Raw genomic sequence first — 20,537 nt, forward strand, 5'->3', positions numbered from 1 at the left:
GCCGGGCCCGGCTAGAGGAATGCCGCCATCGCAGCGGCGGTGTCGAGCATCCGGTTCGAAAAGCCCCATTCATTGTCGTACCAGGACAGGACGCGGATCATGTGCGGGTTTGGCACCATCGTTTCCGTCATCAGCACGGTCGATGAATGCGGGTCGTGATTGAAATCGGTCGAGACAGTCAGATCGTCCGTCACGGCCAGAATGCCCGCCATGGCCTGCGCACCGTCGCGGAAGGCCGCATTGACGCGATCGATATCGGTCGGCGTTGCGACATTGACGACCAGGTCCACGGCGGAGACATTGGGTGTCGGCACACGGATCGCCTTTCCGTCCAGCTTTCCGTCCAGTTCCGGCATGACCAGCCCGATCGCCTTGGCCGCGCCCGTACTGGTCGGGATCATCGACAAGGCGGCCGCGCGCCCGCGATTGAAGTCCTTGCGATGGACGCCGTCCAGCGTCGGCTGGTCGCCTGTGTAGCTGTGAACCGTCGTCATGAAACCGGACTGGATGGTAAAGCGGTCATGCAGAATGCGGGCCAGCGGGGCGAGCGCATTGGTCGTGCAGGATCCGTTCGAAACGATGATGTCCGCCGCACTCAGCGTGCCGTCATTCACGCCGTAGACGATGGTCTTGTCCGCGCCATTACCCGGGGCGGAGATCAGGACGCGTTTCGCGCCGGCCTCGCAATGTTTGAGCGCAGCGTCGCGACTAGTGAACAGGCCCGTACACTCCATCACAATGTCGATGTCATGCTCACCCCAGTTCAGATCCGCCAGATCGCGGGTCGCGCTAACGGCGATCGGACCGCCGCCAATATCGATCCCATTATCCGATACGGAGACGGTGCCGGGAAACCGTCCATGCACACTGTCATATTTCAGCAGATGCGCCAGGTTTTCCGGTGAAGACAGATCGTTGATGGCCACGATTTCGAGATCGTCGCGACCGGATTCATGGAGGGCGCGAAGAACATTCCGTCCGATCCGTCCAAAACCGTTAATAGCGATGCGTGTTGTCATGAGGGGTTCGGGCCTGTCATATTGAGTGTTTGACAGCGCTGTCATAACCTGATTTCGTCGCGATAGAAAGGGTCATTGTCGTTGCAGCCATTTGGTAGGCAGGGCGCTGATATACCCGGCAGGGCTGGCTAGACCCTGTGTGCGTGGGACGCGCTTTGAAAATCTGGTCTTCGAAAAAGACATCCGGGCGGCTTGTCGTGCGTAAGCAAGTCATCCTGAATGACCGATCCGACCCGCATAAATGTCCCCCGATGCAGAGATGACAGGATCGCGCTGGCTCGCCGACTTAATCCGCACTTGTCCAGCCGGGACCGCGCAGTCGCCGCAATCGAAGGAGGTCCGGATGCTGCCCGGAAACGGATACGCACGATCGATCCCGTCGCCTATGCCAGAACCCGTAATCATCTCGATGGAGCGATTACGCGACTATCGCCTTACATCCGGCATGGCGTCGTAAGCTTGGCCGAGGTGCGCGATGCGGTTCTGTCCGCCGCCGCCAATCAGGGCGAAGCCGAGAAAATGGTGCAGCAACTGGCCTGGCGCGATTACTGGCAGCGTCTCCATGCCGACCTTGGCAACCGGATATGGGATGATCTGGAAGACTATAAGACAGGCTTTCAACCGTCCGATTACGCGCGTGATCTGCCGGATGATATTGCGCGGGCCGAAACAGGTGTTGCGTCCATGGACCATTGTCTCCGGCAACTGATACAGACCGGGTGGCTGCACAATCATGCGCGTCTCTATCTGGCCGCCTATGTCTGCCATTTCCGGCGCGTGCGCTGGCAGGCCGGGGCACAATTCTTTCTGACGCATCTGCTGGACGGCGATCCGGCGTCGAATAATCTGTCCTGGCAGTGGGTGGCATCGACCTTTTCGCACAAACCCTATTACTTCAATCTGGATAATATGCGGCGGTTCTGCGGGCCAGATGTCGATGTGACGGACCGGAACAACCGGGTTTTCGCCGACACCTATGAAGCGCTGCATAGGCGGCTTTTCCCGCGGCTCGATCCGCCGCAACCGCGTCAGAAGAAATCTGAACGCGCAAACACATCCGCTCATCGCAATGGCGCGCAACAGACGCAGACGGTGCAGTCGTGACGGGATCGCCCCTCATCTGGGTTCATCTGGACGCGCTGTCCCTGTCACACCCCGTCTTTCAGGCTGCGCCGCCTCACGCAGAGGCGGTCTATATATGGGATGAAAATGATGTCGCGCGGCGGGGCTGGTCGCTCAAGCGCTGTGTCTTCGTGCTGGATTGTCTGGCGGCTATGGACGTGCCGGTTGTTGCGGGGCAGGCGGAGGCGGTTCTATCCGGTCATACGGTCTATGTCGCAAACAGTGTCGATCCGCAGATCCGGCAGATCGTGGTCAGTCTCGGCGACGCTGTCACAGTCGTTCGAGAGCGAGCCTTTGCGACCCTTCCGGATGATACGGATATGGGCCGGTTCTTTCGCTTCTGGAACACAGTGCGTCGCTCTGCCATGCGTCCGCCAGACCTAGAAACAAAGAACCAGATATGACGGCCGTGCAGGGAGATAGAGCGTGAAAATTGCCATCATTGGAGCCGGCATGGCGGGTCTTAGCGCAGCGAATGCGCTCTCGGAGCGCCATCACGTCCGTCTGTTCGACAAGAGTCGCGGTGTCGGCGGGCGGATGAGCACGCGCTATGCTGGCGATTACGAATTCGATCACGGAGCCCAATATTTCACAGTGTCCGACCCGGAGTTTCAGGCTCTGATCGACAGTGTGCGCCGCGACGGGCATGTCGCGCCGTGGCATAGTCGGGGTCTATATGTACGCGACGGGGTGATCGAGGCGGATCGGGGACGGCCTCGCTGGGTCGGTACACCGCGCATGAACAGTTTGCCCAAAGCCATGGCACGGGGCCTGTCGATCGATCTGGGACGGCGCATCGCGTCCGTGACGGGGCAGGCAGACGATCTGCGTCTGACATTCGAGGACGGATCACGCGAAGGGCCGTTCGACCGCGTCATCTGCACTGCGCCCGCCCCGCAGACTGCACAGATCTTGCCCAATGAGACCCCGCTCCAGTCCGTCCTGGCCCGGGTACGGATGCAGGCCTGTTTCGCTGTCATGGTTGGTTTGGAAGATCGGTTCGATCCAGGCTGGGACAGCCTGCGCCTGTCGGACCTACCGGTCAGCTGGATGGCGCGCAACAGCGCCAAACCGGGACGCGACTCGCATTTGACCAGTCTGGTCATCCACGCGGCGCCGGATTGGTCAGACCGCTATGCTGAGGCGGATCGGGCTGATGTCCTGGCGACCCTGCTGGAAACGGCGTCGACCATCTGTGAGCGCCCGCTCCAAGACGCGCCGCATCTGGCTCTGCACCGCTGGCTTTATGCGTTCTCGGATCAGCCGCCTGTTACTGTCGATGGCGTTGCCGCCCATGAGCAGGACTGTCTGATCGACCGGGATCGTGGCATCATCTGTGCCGGCGACTGGTGCGTGGGCGGCCGGGTCGAAGGCGCGTTCATCAGCGGCCGCGCAGCCGCCAAGGCAGTCGATTCCGTGGCTACAGAGCGTAATTCTTAACCCCGGTGAATATTTTCCCCCTGGCCCTGTGATATGGATTCTGTCTGGAACGCGATAAGGCAGGGCAGGCTTATTCAGACCGATCAGACAAAAACGCGCATCGATCCGTCCCATATGGTCGCGGACAGCCACGCGCAGCTGCAGGCCGTTCTGGAGGCGAGCCCGGACTGCACGATGCTGATCGAACGGGACGGCACAGTCTCTTTCATTTCTGAAAATGGTCGTTGTGCCATGTCGCTGGACGCCTTCGAATTGATGGCGGGAACGGCTTGGACGTCACTTTATCCGGACACTGCGACGAATGTCCTCTCGGATTTACTGGATCAGGCGATCGCCGGTCAGCGCGCCGAGGCCGTGATACGGGTCGAAAGTCGTCGCGGACATACGGAAGACTGGCTGTTTCAGCTATGCCCCGTCAAAAGCGATGGCCGTGGCACGGACCGGGTTCTGTGCGTGTCGCGTCCCATTCAAGACAGAGCGGTGGCTGATCCGATGATCAGAGGCTCGCTCGCAGCGATTTCCAATCTGCTCAGGTTACAGGCCCGGGAAACCGAGGACCCAGCCGTTCGGGACGCGCTGCAATCTGCGGCGGAGCGCGTTCGCTCGGTCGGTGCGCTTCACGCCCACCTGCACCAGCCCGTCTCCGGTGATGCCCATCCCATTCCCGTTAAAGCCTATCTCGACCCGCTGGTCACGGCCATCGTTCAACGATTGGGGGGTGGGCAGGTGACGCTGCTGCGTGAAATGGAAGATATCGCTTTGCCACCGACCGAAGCGCGGGGTCTTGGTCTGATCGTGACGGAAGCTATTCTCAATGCGATCCATCACGGCTTTGCCAATCGCGACGATGGTGGGCTGATCCATGTCAGTCTGCGCGCCCATGAAGGCGCGACCGCCCGGATCGCCGTGACCGATAGCGGGGCCGGGCTGCCGGATCGTTTCGATTGGTCCCGCGCGCGCGGCCTCGGCGGACAGATCATGGAACTTTACGCTAACCGGATCGGCGGAACCCTGTCCCTCACGAACGCCTCGATGGGAGGCGTCCAGGTCGAAGTCGTCTGCTAGGCGGTCATGTCATGGAAGTCGTGGCCGCGGTCTGACTAGCTCTCACTCGCTGCTGCGATGGCGCGGCTATTGTCGTTGATGTTGCGTTCGATCAGGTAGCGATGTGGGTCCAGCACGACGTGGGTCGGGCGTTGGTCCAGCGTCACCTTGACGACGCGCGCGGCCTCATCGATCTGCACCGTTTCCAGCGCCATCGGGTCCGTGCCCAGCGTGTCCTTCGGGTCTTCCATGTAAAAGCCGATCTGAACGAATTCGTTCAGGGACCCGTCGTCCAGCTCTGAGACGGATGTTTCGTTGCCGTCCTCTTCGCTCGCATATTTCTTGTCGAGCGTGAGCGGGACAGAGACTTCGAACTTGCCATCCACTTCAGTGACCGTGACATCGCCCTCATCCTGGAAGCCCAGCTCCCAGAAGGTGATCTTGTTCCAGTAATCGTCGATCAGGTCGTGATAGGCAGGATCGATTTCCTCTTTGAACAGGGCGATCAGTTCCAGCGTCGTCGGATAGGGCGCGCCATTATCGGCGTGATATTCCGTCAGGAAGCGGCGCACTGCGCGTTGCACATCGTCATTGCCGATCAGGCCGCGCATGCCCCACATCACCCAGCTGGTTTTCTGATAGTTCAGATACCCTTGGCTCTCCGCTTCGGCGAGAACCGGTTCGTCGTCACGTTCGAACGTCCGGCTGGTCAGATACTGAATGGTCGTGCGTTCCTCATGCACCCGGCGCGCCTTGGCGAAGTCGTAATGACGTTCGTAGGCCAGCATGGTCGCATTTTCCGTCAATCCTTCCGACAGCAGGTTCGAACCCTTGGCATAGGCGCCGATGACCTGGTGCGCGAACCATTGGTGGCCGATTTCGTGCATGGTCACATAGGTCGCGAAGTCGACGCGTTCCTGATCCTCGGCATCGCCAGGATCCTGCACGAAGCCGATATTCTCCGAGAAGGGCACCGTTCCGGCAAAGGCCTGCGCAAAGCTCGCATAGGGGAATTCCATGATGCGAAGCTGGGCATACTGATAGGGGCTGAAGACCTCCGTATAGGTGTCCATGGACGTCCGCATCGCGTCGAACATGATGTCGATGTTGAAGTCATGCTCGGGGTGGAAATAGATTTCCAGCTCGACCGTCTGCCCATTGCCTTCCCAGACTTCCGTACGGACTTCATAGTCGGCAGAGAGGAAGGAGAAGAAGTTCAGGATCGGGTTGATCGACCGGTACTGGCGGCAGCGGCGGCCATCTTCGATGGTTTCACCGCGGAACTTGCCGGGTGCGACCGGAATCTGGCTTTCTTCGGTGCAGACATTGGCTTCGAAGTCGACATAGTCGGCATAGCCCGAAAAGGCCGTCAGCAGGTGTTTGCGCCGCGCCTCCGGATCATCGCGTTCGGGCCATTCGACCCGTTCGCCCAGATCATATTTCCGACGGGTATCCGGATTGCCGATAAACCCGGCATCCAGATTGCCGAAGGTGATCAGCGCCTGCGTATTGTTCACGAAGGTGCCGTTGCGCGCGATGGATGATCCGCTCGTCAGGGTCGGCGCGTTGAATCGCGTCGCGAAGCTCACCGAGCGGCTCTCGCCGGGTGCGAGGGGCGGATCGAACTCGATCATGATGACCTCATGATCCGCCAGCAGCGTATCGGCCACGGTTTCGCCCGTCACCCGGCTGGCGCCTTCAATGTCCAGCCGTGTAATGTTGTCCGGGCCGACGCTGGCGAACAGGGTCGTGCGCACGATCGGCTCGTCCCAAGGATTGTCGATGACATAGTCGCCCTCAAACGTCGCCGTACGAGAAGACGGGAAGAATTGCGCGTCGACCTTCACATCGGTGATGCGCGGCTCGGGATCTTTCCACAGATCGCCGACCAGCTTCTCGAACGCCGCCGAATTGGCCTCGCGCTGATCCGAATTCATGTAATCGCTGTCATTATAGCTCTGCAGGCCGATGAAACCGAAGCCGGCAAACAGTGCCGTGCCTAGTACGGCCATGCCGATCGAGGACAGGCTCATGCGGGAGCGCATCGAGGACAAGCGGTCCATCAGACCGACCTGTGTCCCGCGACGCCAGACCCAGATGGACAGTGCGCCCAGGATCAGGATCAGACCCATCCAGTAGGCCATTTCCCAGCCAAAGCCCTTGGGATTGGCGAAGCCCGCCATTTCGGAATAGGCGCCCGCGCCGACACTGCCGAAATTCATCAGCGGATGATAGAAGGGCAACTGTCCGACGAAGAAGATCAGGCCGGCCAGAACGCCAGCCGCGACCAGCATGCCGATGATCCGTCCCGGCATGAAGTTCTGCAGGAACATGACCAGCATACCCTGGAAGAAGAAACCGACATAGAAGCTGACAATGCCGATGGCCAGGAAGGTCAGCGGCACGACGGGGACGACGCCCCAGCCTGCGACCAGCTGCCCGATCATGCCTGCGATGAGCATCCCCAGGATCAGCGTCAGCAGGAGCAGCGCCAGCGCGCCCCACTTGGCGAACAATAGCGAGATGTCGCGCACAGGGGTCGCATCGAGGATTTCGTGCATATTGGCCGTGCGGTCACGCCACATGATGTCCGAGCCGAAGAAGACCATGATGATCAGCATCGGGAACAGCAGCGATCCGAGCGCCACCTGCGTCATGAAACTGCTGGTCGGCAGGGTCGTGCTGGCGCCCATGAAGATGGCGACGAGCAGCGAAATGGCGAAGAAGGTCAGCGCGAGGCCGATCAGAATGATGAAGGCCGTACTGCGGATCGTGCTGAGATATTCGAACTTCAGACGGGTCCAGAACGTTGCCAGCGAAAAGCCACCACCCAGATTGGGTGTCACGGGCTCGACACGGTTCGGAATGCTCGCCGGTGCGTCGTCGGCCCGGCGTTTCGTGCGCCGGTTCAGAATGCCGCGTGTGGATAGGATAAAGGACAGACCGAACAGGGCAAGGCCGACCAGACCATAGACCAGACGGTTGATCCCGACCCAGCCTGATATGGGCGCCATATTATTGTTCTGTTCTGCGGCGGGCCAGAACTGCGTTTCGACGGCCAGCGATGTCGCACCAAAAGGATCGACCAGTGCGGCGACCCAGTCATCCGGGCGTTCCCCGGCAACGATACCGGCGATCAGATAGGCGATCAGCAGGCCGACTGCGCTGACATAGACGATGGCCCGGTTGCGCGTCACCACGGCAATCGCGGTATAGATGCCCGAGACGATCAGCGCATTGATGACGATGAACAGGAAGAAGGGTTGAATATAGTGCAAGGCATTGAAAGCCTTGAAGGTTGCTTCATCGCCCCAAGGCATGAAGGGACCAAGCGCCGTCCCGAGGACGAGCCCAGAAAGACTGAGGATCGTCGCAAACCAGACGCCCAGCATCCGTGACAGCAGCATGTGATGGGTCGATACGGGCGTGGCATGAATGACTTCGACGGACTTATGCGTATCGTCCCGCATCACGCCAGTCACAACGAAGACGGCTGCGAAGAATATGGATAGCAGGCTGAAGGCCGACAATGTGATGGCAATGGGGATCGCCCCGTTGACCTTGACCCGTTCGCCGCCCGCCACGCCGATGGCGAAATCCTCATGGGAGGAGAAGAGCAGGCCGAAACCCAGCATGACGACAAACGCGATCCAGAAGCCGATCTGGCGCGTGTGCAGCTTGAATTCGAAAGCGAGCAACTTATGCAACATGGCGAACCTCTCTATTTGGGGTACCAATGCGTTGAACGCATGTCATGCGGGAGAGCGGGGCGGCGATCGTCGGGATTAGATCTCGCATGCTTCGACCTTCTCACTCATCAGACCGTTCAGATGCGCGAAGTAGGCGTCTTCCAGCAATGTCGGGCGGGAAGACCACTCATCGCCCGGCATGGTCTCAGACAGAACGGAGACAACGGTCGAGCCGCGCAGGCGTCGCGTCGAGAGGACGGGCATAACGTTGCGAAGGCGTTCGACCTCTTCGTCGGAGCTGATCGACATGGTCCAGACATGACCTTCGATTTCCTTGACAAGATCTTCCGGAGCGCCGCGAATGATCAGCTTGCCGTCGCCCATCACCCCCATATCGTTGCAGAGATCGCGGACGTCCTCGATAATGTGCGTGGAGAGAATGATGATTTTTTCGTCACCGGCCCGCGATAGAATGTCGAGGAAACGCTGGCGTTCCAGCGGGTCCAGACCGGCAGTCGGTTCATCGACGATGATCAACTGCGGATCACCCAGCAGTGCCTGCGCTACGCCGAAACGCTGCCGCATACCGCCGGAATAGGTGGCCACGGAGGCTGTGCGGTGGGTCCAGAGATTGACCATCTGCAGCAGCGATTCGACCTGATCCTTGCGCTCACCCTTGTCGGTAATGCCTTTCAGGATCGCGATGTGATCAAGCAGCTGCAACGCGCTCATGCGCGGATAGACGCCGAAATCCTGCGGCAGATAGCCCAGCACGGACCGAACCGTGTCGGGCTTTTCGGCAATGTTCTCGCCATTGAAATGGATCGTGCCCGATGTCGGCTGCTGCAGCGTGGCCAGTGTGCGCATCAGGGTCGACTTGCCTGCGCCGTTCGGCCCCAGCAGGCCAAACAGGCCCGGCCCCAGGGTCAGAGTCACATCGTCCAGCGCTTTCAGATCGCCAAAAGATTTGGTCAGGTTTTTGATTTCGAGCATGGAATCCTACCAGAAAAGAGCCAGTTCGCGGCTCTCAAGCATATTCCTTATCGAAAAACAACAAGTCACATGCCGATTTTCGATAAGAAATGTCTCTAAGCCCTATGGGGTGAAGCTATAGGCGGTGGCACACTGGCCGCAGGCCGGGTAATGAAAGGGTATGCGATGAAAGTTGCGCGCGATAGCGCGTCATCCTGTTCGCCAATGAACCCATAGCGGGCGTACTTTTCTCGCTCTCGCCGACCCTCCGCGCCGATCAATTCCCCGGGCTGGTGATAATCGCTCCGACGGCGCGCTTATCTGCCAACCGTTGCATCCAAGCGAGACGGCAGGTGATGGACAGGCCGATCAAGTCGGTCTGATCGGATGTAAAAAGATCCCCGCTTATCGCGTTAGGGACGCCCGATATTTCAATCTTTTGCCAGGAATCTCCCAAACCTAATCCCCGGACCCCCATTTCCATGCTTTCTTACCCTCGTCCGTCACGGACACGGGGTGGGGCATAACCCTCGGTGTGGCGGATCGGTGTGAGGGCTTCGGCCCGTGTTGCGGACGGACATGTCCGCGACCGGTGAAAGCCGGAAAGGTCCGTCAGGTGATGGCGGAGCGACCGGGCCGATAGCGGATGTATCGGCGGTTTATGCTGCCGCTGACACCCTTCCTTGTCTCTGCCGCCCCTGAGGCTGGTCCCTGAGGACCGCGCGTGAGCCAAGCATCCGCCGCTGTCATGATCCGGCATCGGGGGTTAGGCCGCGGAACCCGCAGGCGATGGATCGCAGGGGTGGCAGGCGAAACGAACCAAGCGCCGCGCGCGGGCTCTGTCTTGCGACGAAACGGTACACTTAAATCTCCCCCGGTCACGGGGCAGAGCCCGCGCCTCGTGTCACTTCTGATGATGAGGGTTCAGATCAAGTCTGATGCCGGAGACCGCCCCCGGTTGGAGAAGGGCGCCTGCCTGCAGACCGACCCGTCAAAGCCACCGTCCCCGGTAATGAATGCCGGGGACAATGAGTGGGGCGGGGCGGAGACAATGGATTGCGGTCCATCCCGTCAGATCCCGGCTTAGGCACGGCTGATGCCGCTTGGCCCGGATGACAGGTGATGAGAACAGGAGCTAGAAGCGGATCTTGAAGCCTGCATTCACCGCATGCGCCTGAGTCTGGTCATTGGAGACCTGCTGCGGTGCGACGAAGGGGATGAAGCCGCGATTATAGACATATTCGACACCGACATCGAGGAAGTCATTGATCGGATATTCGACGCTGACGGCGTGTTGCTCATTATCCTCGAAGCTGGTCGGTTGTCCGCCCATGCCGACATTGCCCGTATCGTCGGAAATATTGCCCCAGGATCCGGATGCGGCGATTGCCATGCGGCGACCATTCACCATCGGCTTGAACCGCACCTGCGCAACCAGCGTGGCGAGGTTTTCGTCGAAATTGATATTGTCGATCGATGTCGTGCTGCCCAGTGGGTCGATCAGGAATTGCGGCAGGGGCGTGCCGTCCGGCGTCTGCGGAATGGCTGCGCCCCACGGCTCCAGCGTCGTCGTATATTCGACCATCGCATCGAAGACGGGGCTGTTATATTCGGCAAAGGCGTTTACGGCGCTGTTGCGGTAACTGATGAAATTGGCCGGGGGTGTGCCGGTCGAGCGCCCCTGGAACGTATGGGCCGTGAAATTGTCGCGATAGATCGTATCGTGCAGATAACCGCCGCCAATGGTGAAGGCGCCGCGACCGGGCAGCAGGAATTCCTTCTCTGCATTGAAGGCGTAATTGGCGATATTATTCTCTTCATCCGCCAGCGCCACGCGCAGCTGTCGCCCGCCGGAAAACGCCGTGCCGGTAAATTTCCAGCCGTCGCGATAATAGCCGACTTCCAGAACGGGCTGATCCGAGACGGCCCAGAAATAGTGCTGACCCTCATTTTGCGTGAAGGCGTTGTAGCTGTCGAAATTACCGAAATCGATCGTCTTGCGACCGAAGGCGGCATAGAAGGGCGAGCGCTGCAGATTACCGAAGACGACGAAGGCCTTGCGCAGCTGGAACTCGTCCTGTTCGCCCGGATATTCGGTCTCGGAATATTCCGGTTGCAGATAAAGGGTGGTCCAGTCACCGAATGTGCTGGTGAAGCTCAGCGCCGCATTGTTGATGGCGAAGACGCCCGCTTCCTGATCCGTCCGGTTGGAAAAGAATGGAAAGCGCGACAGGATCGGGAATTGTCCCGGCTGGTCAGTCTTCTGGTACATGAAGGAGCCCTGCAGGCCGCCACCGAGATAAAGCGAATTTGGCTGCAACACGCCATTGGCGCGATTGGCGAGCAGCGTCATCGTCCGACCCGTCGTGTTTTCCTGCCAATCCAGCATGTCCGCACTGTTGCGTACGGAGGTACGGACATTGACGCCGCCAATGCTGGCATTGCGGTCCGTGAAGAAACGGCTCGCCGACGCCTGCGAATAGGCCACGGCGTTCGGATTGCTGTAACCGCGCAAGCCGAAGTCGGCACTGGCGATCTGGACCGGCTGTGCCTGGGGATGGGGGTAGGGCTGAAGCTGCGGACCGGCATACTCATAGTTCGGGCCGACATATTGGGGCACCGCATACTGGGCCCCGGCATAATGTGCGGTCGCATAGGTCTGCGCGGGTTGCGGCACGGGCCGGGATCCGAAAACCGGGCCATATGCGGCACTCTGGGCTGGGCGAAGCTGCCCGTTCAGGCGCTGCTGCTGCCAGCTTTGCGGACCGATATAGGCGCCCTGATTATATTGTGTCTGGCTGACACCCGCCGGGAACATGCCGCGCAAACCGTGACCATAGCCATGATTGGCGAGTACCGGAGCGCCGACAATGCCGATCGCCGCACAGGCCAGAAGGCTCTTCTTCAATGTGATCATCAGTCTTTCCCAGCCGAATCGCTACTCCGCCGCCTTGCCCGGAGAGGGTAAGGATTTCGTTAGGCCGACCGCATCTGTTCGACATCGAGCGCATGTTCGCGCACCTTGCGATAAAGGGTCGACCGTCCGATGCCGAGCCGGCGCGCCACTTCGGACATGTGGCCTGAATAGGTTTCGATGGCGAAGGCGATCAGGTCGCGCTCAATGTCTTCGAGCGTGCGCAGGTGGCCTTCGCGGTCCATCAAAGCCACGGCACTGTCGAGCGCCGACTCCGTTTCCGGGACCAGTCGGTCCAGCGGCGCCGCGTCTGCGGTCTCGACGGGTTGCGCCATGGCCGGTGTCAGACCGGAAATCTGCGGGAAGTCGGACGGACGCAGCAAGTGACCGTCGGAGAGGATCATGGCGCGGAAAACCGTATTTTCCAGCTGCCTGACATTACCCTTCCAGTCGTGGGCGGCGAGCAGGGACAGTGTCTCGGACGTGGTTCCAGATACGCTCATCTTCTCCTGCGCGTTGAAGCGCGAGATGAAGTGACTGACGAGGGATGGAATGTCCTCCGTGCGTTCGCGCAAAGGCGGAACCTGGATCGGGAAGACATTCAGGCGGTAAAACAGATCTTCGCGGAAGCTTCCTTCGGCCACGCATTCCGCCAGATCGCGATTGGTCGCGGAAATGATGCGGACGTCGACGGCTGTGGGGCGCTTGGAGCCGATCGGATCGACTTCGCCTTCCTGCAGCACGCGCAGCAATTTAACCTGCATGTCGAGCGGCAATTCGCCGATCTCGTCCAGGAACAGGGTCCCGGTATGGGCTTCCTGAAATTTACCCAGATGTTTGCTGTCGGCACCGGTGAAGCTGCCCTTCTCGTGACCAAACAGGATGCTCTCGACGAGTGTTTCCGGAATGGCCCCGCAATTGACTGTGATGAAGGGTTTGTCGGCACGGTCGCTCGCGCCCTGAATGGCGCGTGCAATCACTTCCTTGCCGACGCCGGACTCCCCGCCGATCAGGATCGGGATGGAGGCCTTGGCCCCGCGTTCGCCCATGGCGACGACGGGCCGCATGGCGGCGGAACTGCCGATCAGATCATCAAAGGTCAGCCCGCCCTGCGTTTCCTTCTTCAGGCGCGTCACTTCGCGCGACAGCGTCTTCATTTCCAGAGCATTGCGGATCGAGACGATGATGCGTTCGGGGGCGGCGGGTTTGACGACGAAATCGCGCGCGCCGCTCTTCATTGCGGTAACGACGGTTTCGATCGAGCCCTTGCCGGTCAGCACAATGACGGGCAGTTCGGGGCGGCTCTTGGCCAGCTCTTCCAGAACGTCCTGTCCACTGCGGCCAGGCATGACTAGATCCAGAAGAATGACATCCACCGATGTCGCGCCGGTCCCTGTCGCGATCGCGACTGCCTGATCGCCGTCACCGGCCTGCAGAACGGAAAAACCGCTTTTTTCGACGACGGCCTGCAACAGGCGACGCTGTGTCGGGTCGTCATCCACGATAAGTACGGTCTTGGACATGAAACTCCACTCTTCACCAGTTCAAAGCGCATCGGGGGTGTGCGCCTCAGTTCGGGACGGTGTGTGCCAAAAAGGGATGAAGGTGAGGCCAAGAAATAGGGTAAAGGTCCGGTGAATTGTCTGTCGGGAAAGGCGTGCAAACAGTTGAACCCGGCCTTCGCCTTTGTTAGTCAGAGCCGACATCTGGCCTGTATTGCAGGCTTCCCGCTTGTCAGAAGGATACTCCACCATGGCGGATACACATTATACACGCGGTGACATGGATATTGAGGATCATTCCGAGACGTTCGGCGGGTTCATGAAATTTTCTGTCTATGGCGGCGCGGCGATCATCGTCACTCTGCTGTTTCCGATCCTCGTCTTCGGTGTCAATCTGGCGTGGCCGACAGCCCTGGTCATCAGCGTCGTTCTTGGCGTGATCATGGGCATTGCCTTGAAATTCAAAGCGCAGTGGTACGCAGTCTTGATCGGTATGGCGGTCTTCCTTGCCCTTGTCATCGGCGTACTGTCGCTGATTTTCTAGCAGCAGGTTTCATTCGCTCTGGCGAATGACTTGAAATAAATCTTCTCTCTCCCTCTTTTTTGAGGGTAATTGTACCCACTCGTCTGCAAACGTTTGCAGTGACGGGAAAATATTGCTTAGAGGAGGGCGAGTCGCTGAGGGGATCTGAATGCACATTGCCGTTCTGAAGGACGCCGCCGGGGCGGAGGCCCGCGTTGCGGCGACGCCGGACACGGTAAAGGCCTATGTCGCTGATGGCCATGTGGTCAATGTCGTCAAAGGCGCAGGCAAGGCATCGGATTTCGCCGATGCGCTCTATAAGGAAGCGGGGGCGTCGCTATCGGCCTCCAATACCGCCGCCGTCAAATCCGCCGATCTGGTGATGTCCGTGACGGGCGGCACTGTGAAACTTCTCGCAGCGATGAAGAAGGGCGCCGCAATCACAGGCCTGCTGTCGCCGACCGATCATCCGAATTACGTTCAGGCCGCTGCCAAGGCTGGCGTCACCGCGATCGCGCTGGAATGGATCCCGCGCATCAGTCGCGCGCAAAGTATGGACGTGCTATCGAGCCAATCGAATCTGGCGGGATACCGCTCTGTCGTCGAAGGGGCGGGTATCTATGGCCGCGCCCTGCCGATGATGATGACGGCAGCCGGGACGATCGCGCCAGCCAAGATTTTCATCATGGGTGTCGGTGTGGCGGGCCTGCAGGCCATCGCCACGGCGCGGCGTCTCGGTGCTGTGACAACGGCGACCGATGTGCGCCCCGCCACTAAGGAACAGGTCGCATCCCTTGGTGCGAAGTTCATCGCGGTCGAGAATGATGAGTTCAAGGCCGCAGAAACCGCTGGCGGTTATGCCAAGCAGATGAGCGCGGAGTATCAGGCGCTGCAAGCCGAACTGACCGCCAGCCATATTGCCAAGCAGGACATCGTTATTACAACCGCCCTGATCCCCGGGCGGGACGCGCCCGTACTGGTCACGAAAGCCATGCTCGACACGATGAAACCTGGTTCCGTGCTGGTCGATCTGGCAGTGGAACGTGGCGGCAATGTTGAAGGCTCAAAACCCGGCGAAATCGTCACGACGAAGAATGGCGTGCAGATCGTGGGCCATCTCAACTGGCCGTCCCGCATGGCGTCGGACGCGTCGAACATGTTTGCCCGCAATCTGAAAGCGTTCCTGCCACTGGTGACCGCGGAGGATGGTAGCTTCGTCCCGGACTGGGACGATGAGATCGTGCAGGGTAGCGCGCTGACGCGGGACGGCGCTGTGGTGAATGAGCGGTTGAAGGTGAAGTGATGTCCCCGGCATTTATTGCCGGGGCCTCCCTCGGCCAGGGACAAGATATCGAAAGGCCCCGGCAATAAATGTCGGGGACATGGGTTATGACACTATCACTTATCATGGCAGGCGGTGCGGATGTGTCGCCGCTCATCTTCCAGCTTGCCATTTTCGTGCTGGCGATCTTCGTTGGCTATTATGTCGTCTGGTCGGTTACGCCCGCGCTGCACACGCCGCTTATGGCGGTGACGAATGCGATTTCGTCAGTCATTATCGTGGGCGCATTGATCGCGGTTGCCGCCGGGACGAAAGGCGGCTCTCCTATCTCGACTTGGACCGGGGTCATCGCCGTCGCCCTCTGCGCGGTGAATATCTTCGGCGGCTTCCTCGTCACCCAACGCATGCTCGCCATGTACAAGAAGAAGGAACGCTAGCGTGATCCAGCTCTCCGCAGATGTCGCAGCGATTCTCTATACCGTTTCCGCCATCCTCTTTATCCTCGCGCTTCGCGGCCTGTCCTCTCCGGAGACATCGAGGCGAGGCAATTATTTCGGCATGATCGGGATCGCCATTGCGATCGTCACGACTGTGCTGGTCGCGGGTCTGGGCGGGCAGGGGCTTCTGCTGGCAGGCGGCGGGCTGGCCGTCGGGGGCGTGATCGGGGCGATCATTGCGCGCAAAATCCCGATGACGGACATGCCGCAGCTTGTAGCGGCTTTTCACAGCCTGGTCGGGCTCGCTGCCGTGCTGGTGGCGCTGGCGGCCTTCTTCTCGCCGCACAGTTTCGGCATTCTGGGGGCTGACGGCCTGATGAAGGCGGGCAGCCTGCTGGAACTATCACTCGGCGCCGGCATCGGCGCGATCACCTTTACGGGTTCGCTGATCGCCTTTGCGAAGCTCAACGGCAATATGTCGGGCTCGCCGATCCTCTTGCCCGCGCGACATCTGATCAATATCGCGCTTGGCGTCGCCTTCTTCTTCCTCGTCGGCATGATGATGAGCACGGGCGGCGCGGAGCCCTGGATGATGTGGGCGCTGATCGGCGTGACTCTGATCCTTGGGTTTACCCTCATCATCCCCATCGGCGGCGCGGATATGCCGGTCGTTGTCTCCATGCTGAATAGCTATTCCGGCTGGGCGGCGGCGGCGCTGGGCTTCACACTCGGCAATCTGGCGCTGATCATCGTCGGCGCTTTGGTCGGTAGCTCTGGCGCGATCCTGTCCTACATCATGTGCAAGGGCATGAACCGCAGCTTCATCTCCGTCATTCTTGGCGGCTTTGGTGGCGATACGGCGGCGGCACAGGGCGACCGGGTCGAGCGGCCTTTCAAACGAGGCTCCGCCGAAGACGCCGCCTTCATCATGAAGAACGCGTCCAAGGTCATCATTGTCCCGGGCTACGGCCTGGCCGTGGCGCAGGCGCAGCACGCGACGCGCGAGATGGCCGATACGCTCAAGGAAGCGGGCGTCGACGTGGCCTACGCCATCCACCCGGTGGCGGGCCGGATGCCGGGCCACATGAACGTGCTGCTGGCCGAAGCCAATGTCCCCTATGACGAGGTGTTCGAGCTGGAAGACATCAATAGCGAATTTGCGAATGCCGATGTGGCCTTCGTGATCGGTGCCAACGATGTCACCAATCCGGCAGCCAAGACCGACCCGCAAAGTCCCATCGCCGGTATGCCGATCCTCGATGTCGACAAGGCCGCGACGGTCCTGTTCGTCAAGCGTTCGCTCTCGCCGGGCTATGCCGGGATCGACAATGACCTGTTCTATGAAGACAATACGATGATGCTGCTGTCCGACGCCAAGAAGATGGTCGAGGAGATCATCAAGGCGCTTTAGTGCTCCGGCGCAGAGGGAAAATCGATTGATAACCGATTTTAGCAAAAGCGCCGCGAGCGCTGCGAGCGGATCGTCGCCTCTATGGCGCATGTCGTGCCGGGTCGCTCTGAACACGGTGATTTCAATGCGTTTGAGTCGATCAGCGCATCCCGAACGCGATAACGCCGGAGGTGCAGGCTTTCACGATCGCGACCAACAGCTTTTCCAACCTGCTATCCCCCATCCCGGCTTGGCCAGAATCATGATGTGACAGCTCGTCTTCATAGATAGCAGCAACGCATTTCCGCGCCTTCGCATCCGCTGTGCCGAGGTGATCGAGCTGATGTCGCAAGTGCTCCAATACAACACTTTCCACAGCATAAGTGGTCGCGTGAATGTCCCGCGAACCCATCAGCCCGGTTATCAGGCCCAGCGTCCAACCACCCAACCCGCAAAGATGATAGCTCACACATCTCCGCACGCCTGCCTCTTTGAGATATTGGGCGAAGATGGCGCGGTGTTCTTCTTCATGCTCCTGAAAGTGGGCCAGATGAGACCGTAGGTTTTCCCGTCCGAACAAGGCGTGAAAGGCGGCACCGACCCTCTGGGCCCGATAGATGTTCACGGCTCCATTCTCGCCGGCATGGTCGACCTTGATCATTTTCTCGGAAGGAGTTCTGGCAGGGCGCAACATGATCACCCGACTACACGTTCAGGACTAGCGTCACAAACTCGTGGGCGTTGCGATCTAACCGCCTGCCCCTTTCATCCCCTGCCGCTCCAGTGCCAACTTTACGCCGTCATCCTGTTCCATCGCGCGCTGATGGGCGGCGAGGTTCGGATAGTCTTTCAGCTTGAGCGGCGTCCGCTCTATCCAGCGCATGACGATATAGAGATAGGCGTCGGCGAAGCTACGCTGCGACAACAGCCAAGGGCCGTCACTCTCTGCGATCCAGTCGTTCAGCCGCTGGAAATAGCCGTCCAGGCGGGCGTAGGTCTTGTGGCGGACGATCTTTTCCGTTTGCGGCGTATCGGCATAGGTGCCGGGCGAGAAGTGACCTTTGAAGGCCGCATGGACTTCGGATGAGAGGTAGGAGAGGGCTTCGGCCTCCTTGCGGCCCAGGGGGTGATCGCGTCCGAAGGCCGGATCATTGCCGTAAGTCGTGCCGATATAGTCGAGGATTGCCGTCGCCTCAGTCAGCACATCGCCGTCATCGAACACCAGCGCCGGCACCTGTCCGCGCGGATTGATGGAAAGATAGGCCTCACCCTTATGCTCGCCACGTTCCAGATTGACGATCTCGATGGGCGCATCCTTCCACGCCACCGCAATGTTTGGTGCCAGCGCGCAGGTGCCAGCCATGGTGTAGAGTTTCATCACGGATCCTTCAGTCGTTTCATGACTTACGTTGCGTGAAACGAGCGTGACCGCAAGCCTTGCGATAGCGGGTGGCTCGCATGGCGATCACTGAAAGCTGAGAAGACGGCGCGTCCAAACGCGCCTAAGGGCGCGCATGATTTCGCTGCGACAGACCATCTGGCTGACAGGGTTCGCCCTGATCGCCTTTGCGGGAAATTCCGTGCTTGCACGTCTCGCTCTGGTCGGCGGCAGTATTGATGTCGTCTCGTTTACGGCAATCCGCATCCTGTCTGGTGCGTTGGTTCTGGCGGCCCTTGTCGGCATTGGCCGGACGGTCCGGACCGGACGCTGGAGCGGGGCGCTGTCCCTGCTGGCATATGCCGCGCTCTTTTCACTCGCTTATCTCCGGCTGGATACGGGCATGGGCGCGTTGATCCTGTTCGCCAGCGTACAGATCACCATGATTGGCTGGGGGTTTCGGTCAGGTGAACGGATGGGTCCGGCGCAGTTGGTCGGCGTCGGTCTCGCCCTGTGCGGTCTGGTCTGGCTGTTGCTGCCGGGATTGTCCCGACCTGATCCGCTTGCGGCTGTCGCCATGATTTTGTCGGGTGTCGGTTGGGGCATCTATTCCCTGCTGGGACGCGCAGCGGGACGGCCGACGGAGGTGACCGCCGGGAATTTTGCTCGTGCTGCCCTTCTCGGTGTGCCGGTTTACGCGCTTGCCGTTCTGGTCCCTGTCGAGATGCATCTGTCGACGTCCGGCGTGATTCTAGCCATTGCCTCGGGCGCGCTGACGTCGGGTCTGGGCTATGCTGTCTGGTACCGCGCACTGAAAGGTTTGAGTGCGACGCGGGGGGGCATCGTTCAGCTCGCCGTGCCGCCACTGTCCGCGCTGGGCGGTGTTGTTCTGTTGAGCGAACCACTGACGATCCGTTTCGTGCTGGCGAGCGCGATCATCCTTATCGGAATCGCGCTCGCCATTCTGGGTCGGTCTGCTTACGCAAACTCGAAATAGAGTAGTTCGGCGTCTTCGCCGTCGCGGAATTCGAGGCGACCGGCCTCGCGTATGGCCAACCCGTCGCCCCGGCGTAGCGCTGCGCCGTTAACCGTGACAGAACCCTCTGCGATTTGGATCCAACCGCGCGTCCCATCACCCATCATGTGATCGATGGTCTGATCACCTTGGAGCGTTGCCGCATAGATGTCGGCGTCTGCGCGCATTGCCATGGAGCCGTCCCGCCCGTCGGGCGACAGGAAAAGGGACAGCTTGCCGTCCTTGTCCTTCGAGCTGATGTCCATGGTATCGTAGCGTGGTTCCGCGCCTTGCACATTGGGCAGAAGCCAGACCTGCAGGAACTGCATCGGCGCGTCCTGCGACGGGTTGAACTCACTATGGGTCACGCCAGAGCCTGCGCTCATATATTGCACGCCGCCTGCCTGCACGGTCGACCCGTTGCCCATGGAGTCACGGTGCTGCAGCCCGCCTTTCAGCACGTAGGAGAAGATCTCCGCGTCCCGATGCGGATGCATGGGAAAGCCACCGCCGCCCGCAACCCAGTCATCATTGATAACGCGCAGGGCCTCGAAACCCATATGCTCGGGATCGAAATAATTGGCGAAGGAAAAGCTGTGCGCAGAGCGCAGCCAGCCATGATCGGCTTTGCCGCGGGCTTCTGCAGGCCGCAGGGTCAGTCCGGACGCCAAAGCGCCTCGGGCGGGTATCCGGTCGTTGGGGTTTGCCACGGCTGATGTTGCCTGGGCTAGATTGGCCTGGGCCGATGCTGCGCTTGCAGCTGCGGCTGTGGCGATGGCTGTTCTTCGGGTCATCATGAAATCCTCTCTA

General features: G+C 60.1%; 17 protein-coding genes. 9 read left to right on the plus strand and 8 right to left on the minus strand.

The features are described 5' to 3' along the window. Window positions 1-11 precede the first annotated feature (11 nt). A complete protein-coding gene (gap, locus tag AB6B39_RS06660; protein ID WP_284369455.1) occupies window positions 12-1,019 on the minus strand; it encodes a type I glyceraldehyde-3-phosphate dehydrogenase in 1,008 nt (335 codons plus the stop codon). A gap of 219 nt (window positions 1,020-1,238) precedes the next feature. Here gap and AB6B39_RS06665 point away from each other — a divergent pair, with 219 nt between their 5' ends. Genes AB6B39_RS06665 through AB6B39_RS06680 form a run of 4 tightly spaced genes read left to right on the plus strand, consistent with a single transcriptional unit; the run spans window position 1,239 to window position 4,646 of the window. Beyond that, window positions 1,239-2,123 (plus strand): FAD-binding domain-containing protein, encoded by an 885-nt coding sequence (locus AB6B39_RS06665; RefSeq protein WP_284369453.1) that lies wholly within the window; start codon window positions 1,239-1,241, stop codon window positions 2,121-2,123. Continuing rightward, a complete protein-coding gene (locus tag AB6B39_RS06670) occupies window positions 2,120-2,545 on the plus strand; it encodes a hypothetical protein (RefSeq protein WP_284369451.1) in 426 nt (141 codons plus the stop codon). Before AB6B39_RS06665 ends, AB6B39_RS06670 begins: the two co-directional genes overlap by 4 nt. Window positions 2,546-2,567: 22 nt before the next feature. After that, a complete protein-coding gene (locus AB6B39_RS06675; RefSeq protein ID WP_284369449.1) occupies window positions 2,568-3,581 on the plus strand; it encodes an NAD(P)/FAD-dependent oxidoreductase in 1,014 nt (337 codons plus the stop codon). Window positions 3,582-3,614: 33 nt separating this feature from the next. Beyond that, complete coding sequence (locus AB6B39_RS06680; RefSeq protein ID WP_284369446.1) at window positions 3,615-4,646, plus strand: sensor histidine kinase; 1,032 nt, start codon at window positions 3,615-3,617, stop codon at window positions 4,644-4,646. A 35-nt stretch (window positions 4,647-4,681) separates the two neighbouring features. On the opposite strand, the gene AB6B39_RS06685 is transcribed toward AB6B39_RS06680, so the two are convergent. The 4 genes from AB6B39_RS06685 to AB6B39_RS06700 form a co-directional block, all read right to left on the minus strand. Further along, window positions 4,682-8,335 (minus strand): ABC transporter permease/M1 family aminopeptidase, encoded by a 3,654-nt coding sequence (locus AB6B39_RS06685; protein WP_284369444.1) that lies wholly within the window; start codon window positions 8,333-8,335, stop codon window positions 4,682-4,684. A gap of 75 nt (window positions 8,336-8,410) precedes the next feature. Continuing rightward, window positions 8,411-9,307, minus strand: coding sequence for an ATP-binding cassette domain-containing protein (locus AB6B39_RS06690; protein ID WP_284369442.1), 897 nt, complete (start codon window positions 9,305-9,307; stop codon window positions 8,411-8,413). 1,114 nt (window positions 9,308-10,421) lie between these two features. Beyond that, on the minus strand, window positions 10,422-12,203 hold the full coding sequence (locus AB6B39_RS06695) for a hypothetical protein (protein ID WP_284369440.1): 1,782 nt from the start codon (window positions 12,201-12,203) through the stop codon (window positions 10,422-10,424). Between the two features lie 59 nt (window positions 12,204-12,262). Beyond that, window positions 12,263-13,723, minus strand: a complete 1,461-nt coding sequence (locus AB6B39_RS06700; RefSeq protein WP_371398728.1) for a sigma-54-dependent transcriptional regulator — start codon at window positions 13,721-13,723, stop codon at window positions 12,263-12,265. 229 nt (window positions 13,724-13,952) lie between these two features. On the opposite strand from AB6B39_RS06700, the gene AB6B39_RS06705 reads away from it, so the two are divergent. The 4 genes from AB6B39_RS06705 (at window position 13,953) to AB6B39_RS06720 (ending at window position 17,355) form a co-directional block, all read left to right on the plus strand. Beyond that, on the plus strand, window positions 13,953-14,246 hold the full coding sequence (locus AB6B39_RS06705) for an aa3-type cytochrome c oxidase subunit IV (protein WP_284369436.1): 294 nt from the start codon (window positions 13,953-13,955) through the stop codon (window positions 14,244-14,246). A gap of 148 nt (window positions 14,247-14,394) precedes the next feature. After that, complete coding sequence (locus AB6B39_RS06710) at window positions 14,395-15,528, plus strand: Re/Si-specific NAD(P)(+) transhydrogenase subunit alpha (protein ID WP_284369433.1); 1,134 nt, start codon at window positions 14,395-14,397, stop codon at window positions 15,526-15,528. 86 nt (window positions 15,529-15,614) lie between these two features. Beyond that, a complete protein-coding gene (locus AB6B39_RS06715; RefSeq protein WP_284369431.1) occupies window positions 15,615-15,944 on the plus strand; it encodes a proton-translocating transhydrogenase family protein in 330 nt (109 codons plus the stop codon). A 4-nt stretch (window positions 15,945-15,948) separates the two neighbouring features. Continuing rightward, entirely contained in the window at window positions 15,949-17,355 is a 1,407-nt protein-coding gene (locus AB6B39_RS06720; protein WP_371398760.1) for an NAD(P)(+) transhydrogenase (Re/Si-specific) subunit beta, read from the plus strand. Window positions 17,356-17,494: 139 nt separating this feature from the next. On the opposite strand, the gene AB6B39_RS06725 is transcribed toward AB6B39_RS06720, so the two are convergent. Together AB6B39_RS06725 and AB6B39_RS06730 are read right to left on the minus strand one after the other, a co-directional pair. Next, window positions 17,495-17,995 (minus strand): demethoxyubiquinone hydroxylase family protein, encoded by a 501-nt coding sequence (locus tag AB6B39_RS06725; protein WP_284369427.1) that lies wholly within the window; start codon window positions 17,993-17,995, stop codon window positions 17,495-17,497. An 87-nt stretch (window positions 17,996-18,082) separates the two neighbouring features. Continuing rightward, window positions 18,083-18,712 carry a glutathione S-transferase N-terminal domain-containing protein gene (locus AB6B39_RS06730; protein WP_284369425.1) on the minus strand — a complete coding sequence of 210 codons (630 nt, stop codon included), beginning with the start codon at window positions 18,710-18,712 and terminating at the stop codon, window positions 18,083-18,085. A gap of 136 nt (window positions 18,713-18,848) precedes the next feature. Between AB6B39_RS06730 and AB6B39_RS06735 the strand changes: the two genes are divergently transcribed. Continuing rightward, window positions 18,849-19,709, plus strand: coding sequence for a DMT family transporter (locus AB6B39_RS06735; protein WP_284369423.1), 861 nt, complete (start codon window positions 18,849-18,851; stop codon window positions 19,707-19,709). On the opposite strand, the gene AB6B39_RS06740 is transcribed toward AB6B39_RS06735, so the two are convergent. Continuing rightward, window positions 19,691-20,524: a pirin family protein gene (locus AB6B39_RS06740; protein ID WP_284369421.1), complete on the minus strand. Its 834-nt coding sequence runs from the start codon at window positions 20,522-20,524 to the stop codon at window positions 19,691-19,693. The genes AB6B39_RS06735 and AB6B39_RS06740 overlap by 19 nt on opposite strands. Window positions 20,525-20,537: the final 13 nt, after the last annotated feature.

Origin of the sequence: Algimonas porphyrae (assembly GCF_041429795.1) — a bacterium.
GTDB lineage: Bacteria > Pseudomonadota > Alphaproteobacteria > Caulobacterales > Maricaulaceae > Litorimonas > Litorimonas porphyrae.

Coding starts and splice junctions, on each gene's coding strand:
- AB6B39_RS06680 (WP_284369446.1), top strand. CDS start 3,615: ATGGATTCTGTCTGGAACGCGATAAGGCAGGGCAGGCTTATTCAGACC.
- AB6B39_RS06725 (WP_284369427.1), bottom strand. CDS start 17,995: ATGATCAAGGTCGACCATGCCGGCGAGAATGGAGCCGTGAACATCTAT.
- AB6B39_RS06735 (WP_284369423.1), top strand. CDS start 18,849: ATGATTTCGCTGCGACAGACCATCTGGCTGACAGGGTTCGCCCTGATC.
- AB6B39_RS06665 (WP_284369453.1), top strand. CDS start 1,239: ATGACCGATCCGACCCGCATAAATGTCCCCCGATGCAGAGATGACAGG.
- AB6B39_RS06695 (WP_284369440.1), bottom strand. CDS start 12,203: ATGATCACATTGAAGAAGAGCCTTCTGGCCTGTGCGGCGATCGGCATT.
- AB6B39_RS06710 (WP_284369433.1), top strand. CDS start 14,395: ATGCACATTGCCGTTCTGAAGGACGCCGCCGGGGCGGAGGCCCGCGTT.
- AB6B39_RS06690 (WP_284369442.1), bottom strand. CDS start 9,307: ATGCTCGAAATCAAAAACCTGACCAAATCTTTTGGCGATCTGAAAGCG.
- gap (WP_284369455.1), bottom strand. CDS start 1,019: ATGACAACACGCATCGCTATTAACGGTTTTGGACGGATCGGACGGAAT.
- AB6B39_RS06705 (WP_284369436.1), top strand. CDS start 13,953: ATGGCGGATACACATTATACACGCGGTGACATGGATATTGAGGATCAT.
- AB6B39_RS06685 (WP_284369444.1), bottom strand. CDS start 8,335: ATGTTGCATAAGTTGCTCGCTTTCGAATTCAAGCTGCACACGCGCCAG.
- AB6B39_RS06715 (WP_284369431.1), top strand. CDS start 15,615: ATGACACTATCACTTATCATGGCAGGCGGTGCGGATGTGTCGCCGCTC.
- AB6B39_RS06740 (WP_284369421.1), bottom strand. CDS start 20,524: ATGATGACCCGAAGAACAGCCATCGCCACAGCCGCAGCTGCAAGCGCA.
- AB6B39_RS06700 (WP_371398728.1), bottom strand. CDS start 13,723: ATGTCCAAGACCGTACTTATCGTGGATGACGACCCGACACAGCGTCGC.
- AB6B39_RS06730 (WP_284369425.1), bottom strand. CDS start 18,712: ATGAAACTCTACACCATGGCTGGCACCTGCGCGCTGGCACCAAACATT.